The sequence below is a fragment of the Planctomycetia bacterium genome, from assembly GCA_034440135.1.
Taxonomy (GTDB): domain Bacteria; phylum Planctomycetota; class Planctomycetia; order Pirellulales; family JALHLM01; genus JALHLM01.
Genome location: JAWXBP010000342.1, coordinates 1 through 17328, shown reverse-complemented (window position 1 = coordinate 17328; position 17328 = coordinate 1). Strand labels below are relative to the sequence as shown.

The window sequence follows — 17328 nt, the reverse complement described above, 5'->3', positions numbered from 1 at the left end:
TGGTTGGTCGTTGGCAAACGTGCCGGCCAGGCTCCGACCGTGCAGCTTGGGCGACGGCAAGCCGACGCCGTAGGTGGCGGGCTTGGTCGCCCCGGTCAGCTCCAGGGCCGTCGGCACGAAGTCGACCACGTGCCCGGGCGCGGTCCGCAATTCCCCGCGAGCCCCGATGCCGCGCGGCCAGTGGGCCACCAGCGGTGTTGAAATGCCCCCTTCGTGGACCCACGTTTTGTGGCGACGGTGGGGCGTGTTGGCCACGGTCGACCAGCCCGGGCCGAGGCAGAGGAACGTCGCCGCGGAACCGGGCGCGGCCGCCGGGTCGTGGCCGTCGCCCCGGACCATGATCTCCGCGCTCGCCCCGTTGTCACTGGCGAATAGTATCAAAGTATTGTCGAAAGCATTCATGGCCTTCAACTGGGCGACGATCCGGCCGATCTCCTGATCCATCCGGTCGATCATTGCGGCGTGAACGGCCATTTTGGCGGCTTGGAACTCCTGCTGTGCGGGAGTGAGTTCGTTCCAGGGGAGCGGCCGATTCACTTCGCCCGGGCCGAGCTTGGCAATGTCGTCGGGAAACGCATAGGGGGGGCCGAGGTCGCGCTCGGTCTCCGAGAGCTTGCAGTTCAAGAGCCCGAGCGATTGTTGCTTGGCGTAGCGCTCGGCTCGGACGGCTTCCCAGCCGGCCTTGTAGCGGTCGCGGTACTTGGCCACGTCGGCCGCGGGCGCTTGCAGCGGGAAGTGGGGCGAGGTGAAGGCGACGTAGCTGAAGAACGGTTTATCGGCGTGCGCCGCGCCGTGGTCGCGGAGGCATTTGATGGCGTGATCGGCGACGGCCGTCGAAGTGAAGTAGCCGGCGTCGGCCGCGACGGGCGGCAGTGGTTTGTCGTCTTCGGTGTGTTTCTGCGGCGCGAAGTTGCGGTTGTGGTCTTCCAGCGAGTAGGAACGATCGAAACCCGAGGCGAGCACCGGTCCGTCGATGTGCCACTTGCCGGAGTGGTACGAGCGATAGCCGACCGGCCGCAGCAGTTCCGGCAGCAGCCCGCCCCAGGGCGGCCGCGCCGGCGAACGTTGGATGCCGGGCCCGGCGTCGCGGCCGGTCGCCTGGGCGTAGTAGCCGGAGAGCAGCGCGCCGCGCGTGGGCCAGCAGCGGGCCGTGTTGTAGATCTGCGTGTAGCGGAGGCCGTTGTCGGCGAGGGCGTCGAGGTTCGGCGTTTGTATTTCGCCGCCGTAGCAGCCCAGGTCGGAGTAGCCGAGATCATCGGCCAGGATGAAGACGATATTCGGCCGCGGCGGCGCTGCCGTGGCGGAAGGAGCGGCCGGATCGGCGGCGACCGCGGCCTTCATGGTCAGCAAGGCGGCGGCCAGCGGGGCGAGGATTCGGGCAATGGACATCGGACGATTCTCCGGAGCGACAAGGCACGGCTTGGCGGCGACTGCCGAAATGATGCGCCGCCCGGTCGCAATATCGGCTCGGCCGGGGCGCGGGTCAACCGACTATCGAACCAATTGCTGAAGTCGAAGGCCGCCGAGTAGCCGTTCCCACCGTTGCGCCGCGCCGAACGGCCGCCTCCGACTCGTCGATGATCGCGGTCGCGAGGGGGATTGGCACCTGCCAAACGGCCGTGGCATCATTCGCCAGGCCAGGGTCGCCCTCCTCAGCCCCGGCGACATCCACGGAGATGCCTCATCCGTCAGCTTCCTGGAATTTACGTCGACCCGAGAGAGGGGCGGTCAGGGCTTCTTCGCCAAATCGTCACAGAGCGGGCTCCAGACCTTAGCCGCACGATCTTTCGCGGACCATTTGTCGAGTGGTTCGTTCGGCTTATTCGCTCCGAGGAACTCACTCAGCCCGCTTTCTCGCAATGCGGCCTCGGGCACCGTTCCGACAAACACCGGAATTATCTTGATGCCACGTTCCTCTTCGGCCTTTAGCAACGTCGGAAGTTCGACCTCCTTAATGAACACCGAGTTCATAAAATGAATGCTGACTAACAGAATGGCGACATCGGCGCGTTTCAGGGCGGCCGAAATTTGAACCTTCCAGCGACCCCCGTACGAGATTTTCTCGTCGTCCCAGGAATCGACCCCGAGACTTTTCACGGAGCTAAGATAGCTCAGCAACTCGGCTTTATAGGACTTGTCTTTATGGGCGTAGCATACGAAGACGACTCGCATGCCTTTACGCCTCATCAGCGTCAACTGGATGGCCGCCAAGACTTGCTCTTCGAGGCACGGCTTCGTCAAGAACGTCGCCCCCGGAGTATCCTTGAGGACTCTCGACAAGAGTTTGCCGTCGGCCTGGGCGCCGGTGAGATAAATAACTCCGACGTCGCCCAACGATTCAATCTGTTTCGCCGCTTGGATTCCTCCGTTGGAAAGGTCGGGGCTGCCGCCGTCCTCCTGGGGGATTCGGATATCCATAATCACGACGTCAGGTAGATCTTGTCGGGCCGCGTTTACCGCTCCCGTGACGCTTCCCGCAATGCCGATGACGGTATGGCCCGCGCCCACGAGTTGCTTGTCGAGACACCACTCAATGCCCCGATCATTTTCGACGATCAGAACTCGACCCTTGAGGGGGCCTTCTTCGCTCTGCATATTCGACGCCCCTTGTCGTCAAGATTACCGGGCCGGCCTTCAACCCAACGAGAAACGCTGAATAGCCCGAAGCGCCCGCCGTCGGCTTCCTAGGCGGGCGTCATGGGAAAAACGACGGTCACCGAGACGCCGTCGCGGGACGTATTGATATCGATCGTTCCCTTAAGACGTTCCTTGGCGACTCTTCTTACCAACGTCAGGCCCCTGGAGCTCCCCGTGCGCTTTTGGTCCTTGAATCCGCCGCCGGAGTCTTTGACTTGCAGGGTGCACGATCCGTCGATCCGCGTCATTCGCACGTCAATCGTACCGTCGCATTGCTCGGAAAATGCATACAGCAAGGCGTTCGAAACGAGTTCGGCGACGATCACGCCGCAGGCGGTCGCTTGATCCGCATCGAGCGCGATTTCCGAGGCGGAAAGGTTCCATCCACTGTCGCTCTCGAGCTTGCCGTGCGATTCAAATACTTGGTGGATAAGTCGTTCCAGGTACGTATCCATGGGCACGAGTGACGTTCCCCACTGAATGTGAATCATGCGATGAACCTCCGCCATGGCGATGACTCTCCGTTCCACGGCTCGGAAGGCGTCTCGAACCTCCTCGTGCGGAGTCAGTAGCTTCTGGTTAGCCAGGCACTGCGTCACCTCATGCAACGCCTTGGCGACTCGATGGTGCATTTCCTCGAGTAGCGTGTTGTATCGCGTGAGGTCGTGGAAAACGACCTGGATGCCGTCTTGGTGCGGCAACGGTCGCGCATAGACCGCCACGTCGACCGTCGCGTCTCCTTGTAACACTCGCATTTCTATCACATCTTCGACATTCTCGTTCTGGCTAAGTTTTTTGAGCCGCTCGACGGCCAGATCCCGAAACTCGGGATCGATGAAGTCGAGCAAGTTTCGATTGTTGACGCTCTTTACCCCAAATAGCTTGGTAGCGGCTGAATTCGCCAGCTTGATGCGACCGTTGCGAAGTATGACGATGCTGTCGGGAGACTGGTTGAACAGGGAGCTATAACGGAACTGTAATCGCGTTTCCTTGGTGACGTCCCAAAAGATCGCCTGCACGCCGCTGATCTTTCCCTCCGAATCTCGGACGGCCGTTTTCACGACCTTCACGTTGATCGGCACCTTCATCGTCTTGGACCGGTTTTGCTCGGTCTTGGCGATGCGGCGTCCCGTATCAAGAACCTCTTTATCATCTTCGACATAGGCTTGCGCCAGCTCCGGAGGGTAAACGTCGAAATCGGTTTTGCCGATGATTTGTTCGCTTGTCAGTCCGACGCTCTTGCAAAACTTTTCATTGGCATAGGTGAAACGCGAATCTTGGTCCTTGCGAAAGACGTATTGGGGAATGTGATCGACCAGGGAGTGGTACTTCGTCTCGGAGTCGCGTAGCTGCTGGTCGAGCTGCATCCGCTGGATGGCGATGGCCGCTTGGTCCGCCAGCGTCGATGCAAACCATTTTTCGATGGCCGTCAATCGCCGCTCGCGCGTTCCGTTGAGGTATAGCACCCCCTTGACCTCGTCGTCGAGTACCAGGGGAATGGCGACCATCGATCGATAGCGGCCTCGCAACTCCGGGTTGACGTGAGGATCCTTCGTGATGTCGTCAAGTTCGATCATCTGTTTCGTGCGTATGACGGTCCGGGTGATGCCATCGTCCTTGTCGAGCCGGGGTCGCGGATGAACCGATTCCTTCGGATGAAAAGTGCTTAGCAGTTCGAAGCTGTTCGCATCGACCAGGTAGATGACGCCCGTCGACGTGTGGGTGACCTTGATGGCCCCTTCGACGATTTCCTTCAGAATGTCGTCGATATCCGTCGCTCGTAGGATCTGATGGCCGACGCGATGCACTACGCCCAGGCCGGTGTCGCGTTCGACGGCGATCGCCGTGTGACGCATCACCGTCTCCAACAGCAAGGCGTCGCTGGCGTTGAAGGCGTTGATTTTTGAGCTGTGTGATACGGCGAGGACGCCGAGCGTCTGGTCGCCGATAATGATCGGCACCGTCAACAACGACTGCGTGTCGCTCGGAATTCCGGGGCCGATCGCGAAGCAGCCGGCGGTCTCAGGATCTTGGAAATCGCCCACTACGACGCATTCCGTTTTTCGGAAGGCGCGCACGATCGGAGATTCGTGAGAAGCGGCGCCGCCCGTCAGCGGCACTCGGCTGAGGTGCGGTTCGGTGACGGGGGGCCAGGCGGCTTGGGCGATGAGCGTATCGTCATCGTTTTCCGCGAGAAAAAGCGTGCATTGTTCGCTTCGCATCGCCTGGGCCACGCTTTGGACGGCGTGGTTGAGGAGATCCGACTTTTCCAACTGGGCGGTCGCGATTTCGGCGATCCGCGTCACGAGTTTGAACGCGTCGAGTTGCCGTTGTGCCGCATCGAATAGATAGGCTTCGTGAATGTCTACCGCAGCAGAGCTCGCCAGTTGCGAAAGCGTGTTGCGCAAGGCGTCGTCATCCTTCGCATAGAACCCGAATTGATCGTGGTCCAGCGTAATCAGCGCGATCGGCTGGCTATCCCAAAGCACCGGCACGCCGACCCACGAGTTCACGTCCGACGTCTCCGGAACACGACTCCACCCCGATTGCAGTCGCGTATCCGGTATGATGTTCAGTTGCTTCGAGTCCATAATGCTCTTGACGATCGGATCGAACTCGATTCGACCCAGCAGGCGGGGCGAGGCCTTGCCTTTGTCGAAGCCGCGGCCCCCCAGCAGGACTCGGCGTCCGTTCACGATCAACTGCATGGAAGCCTTGCAGAAAGTTACCCGCGATTCCAAATCGGACAGCACCTTGTCGGCGACGCCGTCGAGACTGGCTGCGGAGTATGCTTCGCTATACTGCTTTTGCAGGCGCACGGCGCTGTCGAACATCCGCGAGTTCTCGATCGCCATTGCGGTTTGATCGGCGATGGCGCAGCACATCTCGACCTCGGCGGGCGAGAAATGCCGAACTTCACGGATGGAATCTAGGCCGATCGTGCCGATGACTCGCCCTTTGTAAACCAAGGGAACGATGAGCATCGAGCGGACGCCCAGGTTGCGGACGAACTCCGCCACCCGTTTCGATTCGGCGACGATCGGATGCTTGGATACGTCGGGGGCGACCACCGGCTTCTTTTCATGGAGCAACTCTTCCTGGGTGGCGTGACCTTGGATCGGGATTTTCCCCCCAACGAGCGAACGACCGCTCGTCACCGGATACTCGACTTGAACGATAAAATGTTTTTCTTCCTCGTCGATTAACGTGATGGTCGCGTGATCGACCTCCGTCATTTCGGCCAGCATTCGCGTGACGTTCGTCAGCACTTCGGGTATTTTTCTCACGGGGATTAATTCCGCGGAGATCTTGGCCGGCGTTTGCCGGCGGCGGCCCGAATCGAATAACTCCACCGGACGTACGAAACAGAGCAGATAGGAATTCGCTTCGTCGTCGGTGATCCGCGAAGAAATGAGCAAAATGTCGGATGAGGTGGAATCGCAGTGCCGCATCCGACAAACCGTTTCCGGTCGATCGGCCACGTCAGCGCAGCTCAACGCCGCGAACGACGAGTCCTTGCCCTCGAATAGATCGTGAAAACGCAGCTTGAGAACGCGATCTTCCTCGCCTCCAGCCAGCTCGATCGCCTTGGAATTCAAATACTGCACCGAACCGAGAGCGTCGAAGACGAAGATCGGATCGGGAAGGTGACGCACGATTCCTTCAAGAAATCGCGAGTGGCGGATCGGTTCGAGGGAAATAGACGGCGGCGCGGTCGTGGACATGCGCAAGCTCCAGTGCCGGGAACGTTGCGTGGCGATGCGTCGAGACCTGAAGCCGTAATTGTCGGTGTATTCGCAGGTCGTCGCAAGGTTTTTCCGAGATCCCGCCGCGCGGGCGCCGTCAGGACCTCAGGCCGTAGTCGCATGGCAACTATATTAAATCGCGTATGTCGGCACGACGTGCGCTCTCCATAAGCGTTGAGCATGACCGCCAGATACAGTCGGTGTGACGGATAGGAACGTTCGGAAAGTATCCGGTATCGTTTACAACACTACGAGGCCGGCAATTGCTTGCCGTGGCTGGGTGTTCGGACGGTAATCGCCGGCACGTCTCACGAGTCGAAATACGCTTCGGAATGGGATCGTTAAACGGGGCATTAAACCGGCCCGGGGAAAATCCGTTATCCTGGCCCCTTGAGGCGGCTCCTCACGCCGAAGCGTTTCGCCAAGCGACTGTGTAAGGGAGAACGCCGTGCGCATGGATCGTTTGGTTGCTCTCGGCAAGCATTATCTTGCTCTCGGCGAGCCTTCGATCGGCCGAGCCGGTCGGAAAGCCGTACGTTTTTAAGACGGTCGGCGACCGCGAGTTGCGGCTCTACGTCGTCGAACCGCAAGTGCAGGTCGAGCCGCCGGCGCAGCCCAAGCGGTAGGCGCCCGCGAGGCCTCGCGGCCCGCCGCCTCCGGGCGGACGATGCAACCGTGTCGCCCAAGGCGAACGCCTTGCTGCTGTTTAACCGGGTGTACGACAACGGGCCCGACGACGGCTGGGGAACGGCCCCCGTTGGTGATCGTTATCCGGTGTGTTCTCCCGCGCGCAACATCACGAAGGGACGATCCGCCCGCAAACGTGTTCCTGGGGATGCAGGGCAAGCTGATTCCCGTCGCGGAGACAAGCCCAGGGTTCGACTGAGAGGGCTTTGCAAGTTGCCGCGAAGCGGAACAGGACCGCCGCCGTTCGGCCCCCTCGGCGTTGCCCAAGCACGGCCGGTTTCGGCGTCCGACGGTGCAGGGTCGGAGCGCCCGCTCGCTCGGGTTGTCGTCGATCGACGGAGCTTAGGCGTCGCCGGCGACTTTCGTGTCTTGCGTTTCGGCTTCGCCCTCGGTGGTGCTTGCTTGCTTACGTCGCTTGAAGCGGCGGTAGCCCAGGCCGGCGACGGCGAGCCCCGCCAGGAACAGGCTGCCCGGTTCCGGAACGGCCGTGTAGCCCACATAGAGGTCGTTGGCGATCGTGGTGACGTAGAAGGAGCCGGCTCCGGCGTGGGAGAAGGAGCCGTAGCCGTTGGTGAAGGTGCCGCTCGACCAGACGCCCCGTTCGTCGAACTGGAATTTGGAAGCGGCGGCGGGGTCGGCGACGTTGGTGGCGAACTTCCAGAGATAGTCGGTCGACGTGGTCGGATCGAAGTTCGCGGCCTGGCCGATGGTAATCGAATCGCTCAGCGACTCGATCAAGAGCGTGATCTTGTTCGAGCTGTCGGCGTTGATCAGCAGGGCGCCGACGTTGTTGTTGATGAGGTCCCATTCGGTACCCGCCCCGGTGACGCCGTCGGCCGCGACGTTCTTGAACTGGAAGACGAGGGTCGAACCGCCGGCCCAAGTGCTGGTCCCGGCTCCGGTATTGAGGAAGTCGGCCGTGCCGATCGAACCGATCGCGGTCTGGATGTTGCCTGACGTGACGACGGTCGCACCCGCGGAGAATCCGCCGCCGGAAGACAACGCGAACGTGCCGCCGGTCGCCCCGATGTTGCCGCCCATGGTCAGCAGGCCGCCCGCGGCCGTGATGCCGCCGCTGATGGTGTTGTTGTTCGCCGTGTTGACCACGACGAGTTCGCCCGCACCTTGCTTCACGATGCCGCCGTTGGTGACTCGGGCCGTGACGACGAAATCGGCCCCGCGCAGTCCGGTCGAGGTCGTCGTGCCGACGCCGTCGGCGACGTTGAAGGTCCGGACCGCATTGCCGAGATCGACGAACCCGGCCTGGGCGCCGAACAGCCCCGCGTTGTCGACGCCGGCCGCCGTGGTGGTCACCGAGTTGACGATGCCCGAAGCGCTCGGGCCGGTCCCCGAGTAAGCGAAGTTGGTGTTGAGATTCAGGCGACCGCCGGTGACGGCGTCGGAACTGAGTCGGAGGGTCGTGGCCAGGGCCGCGCCGTCGAACAGAAGACCGTCCGTCCCCGGCGCGTTGATCGTGATCGAGCCGGGCAAGCCGGTGGTCGCGTCGCCCAGCACCCGATTGATCCCCGTGTTCCGGACGATCAGTTCGCCGTAGATGTCGGTCCCTGCGATCGTGTTGTCGGCCGCGCCGCTCCAGGTCGGATCGACGATCTCGACCGTGAAGCCGCGTCCGGAGCTGTAGGTGCCGCCGTCGTTGATGAGGTTGAAGAATTTTTCGTGACGGTTCGAGCCGGTAAAGTTCGGGCCGTCGAACGCGAGGGTGCCGCCGGCGTTGATCTGGATCGTCACGTCGTCGGCGATCTGATCGCCGTCCATCCAATTCAGCGTGCCGCCCGAGTTGACGATCACGTCGGCGACGGTCTTGCTCGCAATGCCGTCGCCGCGAATCGCGCCGTTCGCGACGGTCGATCCGAAAATCAACGTGCCGCCGTTGATCGTCGTCGCGCCGGTGTACGTATTGACGCCGCTCAGCGTTTGCGTGCCGGTGCCCGTCTTCGTCAGCGCCAACACGCCGACTACCGACGTACCGGCGCCGGTGCCGGGAACCGGCACGATCGTCAGTCCGTCTTGCAGCGTGCCGTTGAAGGCGCCGTTCGCATCGTCGTTCCCGATCGTCAGCGTGTTGGTTCCGGCTGTTGCGGTCCAGGCACCGCTCGTGAAGAACAGCGGGATCGTGTTGACGATGATGCCGCCGGTCGTCGAATTGAGCCCGTTGATCGCTTGATTGAAGCCGCCGAGGTCGAGGGTCCCGGGAACGTTCAAACCGCCGATGACGGTATTGCCGACGATCGTGACGTCGCCCTTCCCCGCGCCGCCGGGCAGGGCGTTGGTCGTGGCCAGCTTCAGCGTGCCGGCGGTGATCGTCGTCCCGCCGGAGTAGGTGTTCTCGCCGCCGAAGATTTGCGTGCCTGCACCGAATTTGTTCACCGCCAGCGAGCCGCTGATCACGCCGCTGAAATTATTGAGGCCGGTGTTCGTCACCAGGGCGCCGGCAGCCGCCAACGTGTACGCCGAGATGTTGGCCTGGTTGTTCGTCAAGGCCGCGGTGCCGCCGAGGGTCAGCGTTCCGCCGGTGCCGATCACCGATCCGCCGCCGGCCAGGCCGTCGATGGCCTCGCTCTGAGTGCCGAGGTTGAACGTGCCTCCGCTCCTCACGACGACGCTGCTGGTATCCAGGATTTGGTCGCCGCCGGTACCCGTGATCGCGGCGGTCGCAAGGTCTTCGATAATCAACGCCGCCGCGGCCGCGCCGCCGCTTACCGAGTGAACCGTCGCCGTCGAAGCCTTCCCCATGTTAAACGTGCCTGCTTGCACCTGCACGCTCAGATTCAGGTTGTCGGTCGTGCTGCTGACGGTGAGCGTTCCGAGGCCGGTCTTTTGCAGAATCCCGGGCACTCCCGCGATGCCGATCATTCCTTGAGCGGTCTGCGTCACGGTCACGGTGTTCGGCACGTCAATCGCGCTGATCGTGTTGAAAGTCAGACCGAAAATGAGGTTGTTCGTCGCGGTCTGACGCAGAGTGCCGCCGTTCATCAAGATGTTCGTGGCGGCGGCGGCCTGGCTGCCGAGGTTCTGGCCCAAGGCCGAGCCGTTGGCATATTCGAGAATGCCGCCGTTTAAGTAAAGCGAACCCGTATACGTATTCAGCCCGGCCAGTGCGACCGTTCCGGTCCCGGATTTAACGACCGTCGTCACGCCGGTGCCGTTGAGAACGATCGCCGAATTAACCGTCATCTTGTTGGCTGAATTGTTGATGAAGATGAGTTCCCCGGCGGCGTTCGCCGCCGTACCGCCGGCCGTCAAGCTTCCCGCCGTTCCGGCGATGCCGATCGTCAAGGGCCCGGTGCCGCTGCCGGCCAGAATCGTGCCGACGGTTCCCAGCCGTAGCGTCCCTGCCGTCGTGCCGTTGCGAACGTCGATCGTTCGCGCGGCGGCGTCGAAGAATGTGAACGTGTTGGCGTCGATCGTTCCGGTCGCCGCCAGCGTGACGTCGCCGCTCGTCGAATTGTCCACCTTCACGTTCGTAACGGTGTTGGAAGCGACCGTGTTGCCCGTCAGCGCGGTGTAGCCGGTGTATTGCGTCAGGGTCGTGCCGCCGGCGGCGACCAGATCCGCGCCGTTCCAGGTCGCCCCCGCCACGATGCCGTTCGTTCCCGCATTCGTCGAGTTGACGGTGATCGCGCCGCCGGCGGTGGTCGTTTGGAAGTTCAGCGTGCCGCCGAGGCCGGTTCGCGTGATCGCCGCCGGCAAGTTGAGGGTCAGCGAGTTGCTCACCGAGATGTTGTTCAAGACGACGAAATTGTCCTTGCCGGTAAACTGGAAGGCGGCGAACGTCTGTGCGACGTTGAAGTTATTGGAGCTGATCGACAACGTTCCGCCGTTGCCGAACGCGAGGTTCGTGCCCGTGCCCAAAGTGAGATTCGTGGTAGGCAAAAGCATGTTCGTCGCGACGCCTGAATTCGCGTAGTCCAACATCAACGTACCACCGAAGATTTGGACGCCGGTTCCGGTCGTTGCGGCGACGGTGTTCTGACCGCGTAGCGTCAACGTGCCCAAACCTAACTTCGAAAACACCCCCGTTCCGCCGCCGGAGATAATGCCGGGAATTTCCAGGGTCGAGTTGCCGACGACCGGGCCGCCGGCGACGTTGATCGCCCAAGCGGCGTTGGCAGCCACCGCGATATTGCGATTGTTGCTCAGGATGATCGTCGAGTTAGCGCCCGGCTGAACCTGCAGGGTGGACGTCGTGGCTAACGTCAAATTGGTTGCCGGCGCGACCGGCACCGCGCCCAACGAACGATCGCTGTCGATGACCAGCGTCGTCAAAGCCGCTACAGACGTGGCCGCCATCGATTTATTCACGGCACCGGCGGGCGTCGTCAACAAGTTGAAAATGCCGGTGTTAAACGTGACCGTCGGCGTCCCCGAGACCGCCTTGATGTCGCCGAGGAACGTGGCGTTGTTGCCGGCACGGGCAAAAAGCGAGGGAGACGTGACGACGTTTAAAGTTCCCAGGAACGTAAAGGCACCCGGGTTGGCAATGCCGTCGTTCGTCGTGTTGCCCGTGACGACAAAGTTACCGGTCACCGTCGTCTGGATGTTATTACTCAACGTGTGGTCGCCGTTGAGCGAGCCGATAAAATCGGTCGTGCTCGTCACTCTGATCAAACCGGTGCCGAGCGCGGCATCGTTGCCGATGCCGATATTGGTTTGGCTGCCTGTGAACGGGCTGATGCCGCCGGTGAAATCATTCGAGTTGGTGAAATAGAACGTTCCGATATTGAAACTGGCGGAGTTGGCGCCGGTCAGTACGTTTTGCTTGGTGAGTACCAGCAGATTCGTATTGCGCTGAACGGCCGACGCCGCGGCGCCTAGTCCCCCCTTGGAGGCCTCGGTCGGAGATCCAAACTTGTACGTCGTGCCGTTCGCAATGATCGAGCCGCCGTAATAGATCGGAGTTCCGCCGACGTTGCTGTAGGCCCCCAGGGTAATATTCGCGAGCGCCGCGTTGCTCATATCGATGACCGCAGACGCACTGGTGTTGCTGGTATCCAGCATCACCGACCCGCCGGCTGAGGCGCCGTTGATCCGATCGAGCAACGGTTGAATGTCGGTCGCTCCTACAAGTGCCACGCCCGTCGTCGCCGCGAGCAGCACATTGCGGCTGCCGGCCGCACCCAGGATGGAACTCACACCATCGAACAATAAATAGCCGCCGCTGACGACGATCGGACTGCCGGCCAGGGCGCCGGTCGCGTTGTCGCCGGTGAGCATCAGCACTCCGGCGCCCGTTTTCGTCAATCCGCCGGTAGCCGCGGTCGTAGATAGATCGCCGCTCAAAATCGCATCGACGCCGCCGGTGCCCGCGGCCGAAAACCCGTCGGAGACGTCCACGGTGCGCGCCGCGGCACCCAATTGGATATCGTTTTGGAAGTCGATAATGCCGGTCGAACCGAGGCTGTTTCCGGCCGACTGTGCGAGGTCGAGAATGTTTCCGGTCGGGACGAAGCCGCCGCTGCCCCAGGTCACTTGGGCGCCTGAGCCGCCGAGGTTGACGATGCGGGTGCCGGTGCCGCCGTTGCTGAAGCCGCCGTTACCCGTGAATTGAACCTGGTCGAAGCCGGTGCCGAGCGAACGGTAGAAGTCGCCGCTTGCCGCGGTCAACTCGAGGACGGCGCGAGTCACGCCGGTGGCGGCAAAAACCAGGTTTCCGCCCCCGGTGTTGGTCGTCGTCAGCGTCGTGCCGCCGAGTCCCCCGGGCAACGCCAGGGCCGAGTTGAGTTGCAGGATACCGCGGTTGATCGTCGTCGTACCGGTGTAGGTATTATTGCCGCTGAGCTGCACGACCGACGTGTCCGCCGCGCCGGTGAACACGAGGCTTGTCGGCCCGCCGTTGTCGCCGATGCCGAACAGGAGATTCTGCCTGCGGTCGATCAAAACGCCGCCGATCGTCAACGTGCGAGCGCCGAGGCCGGCGAACAACATCGAGTCGCCCGCGATGCCGATCGTCTGGTTGCCGGCGCCGGTGATGTTGAACGTGCCGCCGCCAAGACCCAAGGTGAACGTCTTAGCCAGAGCCGCCGTCGAGGTCCACGTCAACGCCCCGCCGTTTAAGGTGAACCCGGTGGTAGCGCCGTAGCGCGCTTGGGCGTCCATTGCCAACGTTCCGCCGTTGATCACGATCTGTCCGGTAATCGTATTGGTTGCGGTTCCGAGCGTGAGCGTGCCCGCACCGCTTTTAGTAATCGAGCCGGCAACGATCGTGGAACTAAACGTGAGCAGATCGGTGGCCAGGTCGGTGCGGACGACCAGTTCGCCGGTCCCGGTGGGACCGGCCCGAAGCGTGCCGGTGAGGATCGACGCGGCATTGCCGCCGGCTTTCAATAATCCGCCGCTGGTGATGGTCAGGGTGTTCGAGGCCGCGATCGTGAGATTGAAGGCCCCGGCGATTCGCAACGAGTTAATCGTGTCGGTGGTCTGGGCCGAGATGATGCCCGTTTGGTTTATGTCCCTGCCGGTGTTGGCGCCGAGCGTGACGCCGGCTGCCGAGGTTGCGGTATTCGTATCCGTGCCGTAAACGATCGCCCGGACAAATCCCCCGGCGTCGTACGCGGCGTAGTTGTTGCCGCCAAAATACAGGCCTGCATCGAGGAACTGGCCTGCCGCCGGAGGCGAGGCAAACTTCACTTGGTTCAAGGCGGCGGTGCTTCCCGCGCCGGCCACGGTGAAGTTACCCGTGGCGCCGCTTGTCCGAGCGAACGAATCGAACGTAAGCGTAGTATCTTGTGCGGCGGTGCGCTGGGAAAGGATCGTGCCGTCGCCGGCGGCAAAGCTGAGCGCGCCCAGGGTCTGAGAGATGGCTCCCAGAGCGCCGACGTTATCGAACCGGAACGTGCCCGGCCCGGCAAACGTCAGTCCGGAAGTGGTCGAGAGCGAACCCGTAGCGCCATTCAGTTGCAGCGTGCCCGCGGAAACGCGGGTCGTGCCGGTATACGTGTTCGCTCCGCTCAAGGTCAACGTTCCGAGGCCGATCTTCGCGAGGCCGCCGTCGCTCAAGCCGCTCGTTCCCGTGTTTGAATTGCCGATGCCCGCGGCGAACGCGACGCTTTGACCGTTGGTGTCGATCACCGCGCCGCCGGCGATCGTCGCGCGGGCGGAAATGTCGCTGTTGTTTCCCGCATAGCGGAAGATGCCGCCGTCGAAGATGATGCTGCCGGCGGGCGTCGTCGGATTGCCGAGCTGATTGATGTCTGAAACGACCAGCGTGCCGCCGGCCAGCGTCGTGGTTCCGGTGTAGTTCTGGTTCGCCGTGAACTCGACGGTGCTGTTGCCGCCGAAGAGCCCGGCGCCGCTGTTGTAGCTGCCGTTGTCGCCGATGATGACGTTGTTGGCCCCGGTCACGACGTTCTCCGTCGCGATCTGCAGATAGCCGCCGCTTCCTCCGGTCGTCGCCGTTCCCAGTGCGGCCCACGGGGCACCGCCGCCGAAACGGTAAGTATTCAGGGCGCCGGCCGCGAGCGTCGTTCCCGAATAACGCCGTGCCCCCACCGCTCCCAAGTACATGTCGCTGCCGTTGAAGCCCGTGACTCCGGTGTTGTTGAAGTTCAATGCGACGACGCCGTGGGAGGCGGCCGTAATCCCCACCGAACTGAAATCATCGGTCGGCGAGCTGAGCGTGATCAGGCCGCCGGTCGTGATCAGCGAGAAGTTGGCTCCCGCGGTAAAGCCCTGATCGTCGATCAGGCCGCCCGTGTTGAAGACGGCCGTGTTCAGGACCGCGGTGCTTGTCAGCCGCAGAACGCCGCCGGTGATCGTCAGCGTCGGCCGGGTCGGGTCGTTCGGGCCGCTGCCCGTGCCGGTCCAGCCGCTCAAATCGCCGGAGAGCACCAGAATTCCGCCGCCGCTCTTGACGAGGTTGATGTTGTTTTCGAAGAGTCCCGGGCCGCCGATAAGTCCGTCATAGGTGTCCGTGAAGCCGGTGCCGATGTTCAAGGTCAGGACCGAGTTACCTGCCGGATTACCGCCGTTATCCGCGCCGCCGACGACGCTGTTCGCGGTACCGGTTCCGCTCGTGACCAGGATTCCCGACGCCGTCGTTTGATTAAACGTTTGGCTCACGGGTCCGCCGGCGCCGCCGAGCGCCAATTTGCCGCTGGTCGTTCCGCTGCCGAGCGTCACGACATAAGCGGCGGAACCGGACGTCGCCAGCCGATTGTTCCCGCCGGCCAGCGCCAAAACACCTTCGCGAACGGTAACCGGGCCGGCAAACGTATTCGCTCCCGTCAAGGTCTGCGTCCCGCTTCCCCCCTTGGCGATGCCGCCCGCGCCGCTGATGACGCCGCTGAACGTCGCATTCAAGTTATTCGTACTACCCATCGTCAGCACGAAGCCCGATCCGACCGTGACCGACCCGGTGTTCAGGCTCGTGGTGGTATTGGACAGCGCGCCGATCGTCTGGGTGGCGCCGACATTGAACAGGGCGCCGTCGGCCACGTCGACGGTCGCCAAGGTTCCCAGCGCCGTGGCGTTATTCGAATTCAGAGTGCCGGCCGAAATATTGAATCGTGTACCGTCGACGATGCTTGTCGCGGCCGTCGCCAAGGTCATGGTTGCCAAGCCGGATTTGGTGATGGTCCGCGCCGCGCCACCGTCGTTGAGCGCGCCCAGCGTGAGGAGCGTTGCGCCGCCGCCGACCGGGTTGGCGATGTTGAACGTCGCGTCCCCGCTGAACGTCGTCGCTCCGAAGATCAAACCGGCGGTGCCGCTGGTGACGTTCCCTCCGTTGACGCTGAGCGTGTTGCCGCCGATCGACAAGGCTCCGAACGTGTAATTCACACCGACGCCGGCGACGCTCTTCTCGCTGATAATCGTCGCATCGCCCGTGACCGTCGTCGCGCGGTTGAAGGCCAATAGGGCGGAGTGCCTTAAATCGAGCGTCCCGCCGGCCAACGTCAACGTCGATGCGCCGGTACCCAAGACATTTGCGCTTCCACTGGCCGCCAAAGTACCGGCATTAATCGTCACGCCGCTGGTGAACGTGTTGGCGGCGGTCAGGGTCAACTGCGAGGTCGCACTGTTCTGGAATACGCCGGTGACGTTCGTCCCGATGACGTTGCTGAAGGTCACTACGCCGGTGCCGGATCCCGAATTCGTAATCGACCCGATCGGATTCATCGCGCCGGTCTGGAAGGTGATGTTGCCGGACCCGTCGGCATCGGCGATGAGGTTGCCGGTGCCGGAAACCGCGCTGGAAACGGTAAACAGAGCCGCTCCCGCCGAACTAATCGTCGTGCCGGCGCTATTGACCGTTAGCGCGCCGCTGACCGTGAAAGCCGAAGTGTCGCTCGCTTGTCGCAGGCCGGTGACGTTCGTCCCGACCGGTGCGCTGATCGTCGTCGTTCCGGTGCCTAGGCCGGTGTTGGTGACCGTTCCGGCGTTGTTTACGGCGCCGGTGGCCAGCGTAATCGTGCCGGTGGTCGCATTATTATTGATCGTGAGATTATTGGCGCCGGTGACGCCGCCGCTGAACGTCGTCGACACGGCGGTACCGGTGTTGCCGATCGTCAAAGTCCCGGTCGTCGTGGAGGCCAACACGATCTGGGTCGGGATGATTAAGCCGGTCGTGCCGACCAGCAATGTCGCCGCGGCGGAGCCGCCGGCGGAATCGCCGAGCGTCACGACGTTGGCCGCCGGCCCGAACGCGGCGGCGTTCACCAGGCCGAGCACGGTTCCCGACTTGATCGTCAGCCCGCTCGTGAACGCGTTGATGCCGCTGAGAGTCAACTGCGAGGTGGCGCTGTTCTGGATGACGCCGCTCACGTCGGTGTCGATGGCCGAGCTGATGACCACGCCGCCGGTTCCCGTGCCCGCGTTCGTCATGACGCCCTGTCCGCCAATTCCACCGGAGACGGTCAGCGTGTTGCCGGAGTTGTTGGCCCAGGTTTGACTCGCGCCTAAAACGAGAGGCGCACTGATACTAAGGCTGCCGGCGCCCGGGTTGAGCTTGATGCCGGTGATCGTATCGCCGCTGGTCGAGTTCGTGGGATTGATGGTCAGAATGCCGCCGCCGGAACCGATGGACACATTGGAGGTCGCCGCGGCATCCATCGTCAAGCTGGCGATGGCGAAGTTTTGGCCGAGCGTCGTGTTGAGGTTGGTGGCGCCCGTTGCATAAAAGTGAACGTCGGTGGTCGAGCCGGGCAACGCATTGGTGTTCGTGGTCCCGGCGGCGTCGGTCGTCCAGTTCGACGTGTTGCCGCTGAACGCCGTCCAGTCGCCGCTCACTCCGCCCAAGAAG

General features: G+C 62.6%; 5 protein-coding genes. 1 reads left to right on the top strand and 4 read right to left on the bottom strand.

What is annotated here, in order from left to right:
* From SGJ19_20700 to SGJ19_20690, 3 genes are all read right to left on the bottom strand, one after another.
* The coding region (locus SGJ19_20700) for a sulfatase-like hydrolase/transferase (GenBank protein ID MDZ4782673.1) at positions 1-1389 on the bottom strand (1389 nt) is incomplete at its 3' end.
* 339 nt (positions 1390-1728) lie between these two features.
* Positions 1729-2595, bottom strand: coding sequence for a TIR domain-containing protein (locus SGJ19_20695; GenBank protein ID MDZ4782672.1), 867 nt, complete (start codon positions 2593-2595; stop codon positions 1729-1731).
* Between the two features lie 89 nt (positions 2596-2684).
* Complete coding sequence (locus tag SGJ19_20690; protein ID MDZ4782671.1) at positions 2685-6362, bottom strand: GAF domain-containing protein; 3678 nt, start codon at positions 6360-6362, stop codon at positions 2685-2687.
* 488 nt (positions 6363-6850) lie between these two features.
* Here SGJ19_20690 and SGJ19_20685 point away from each other — a divergent pair, with 488 nt between their 5' ends.
* Positions 6851-7009: a hypothetical protein gene (locus tag SGJ19_20685; GenBank protein MDZ4782670.1), complete on the top strand. Its 159-nt coding sequence runs from the start codon at positions 6851-6853 to the stop codon at positions 7007-7009.
* Positions 7010-7412: 403 nt separating this feature from the next.
* On the opposite strand, the gene SGJ19_20680 is transcribed toward SGJ19_20685, so the two are convergent.
* A complete protein-coding gene (locus SGJ19_20680) occupies positions 7413-17315 on the bottom strand; it encodes an autotransporter-associated beta strand repeat-containing protein (GenBank protein MDZ4782669.1) in 9903 nt (3300 codons plus the stop codon).
* Between the last annotated feature and the right edge of the window lie 13 nt (positions 17316-17328).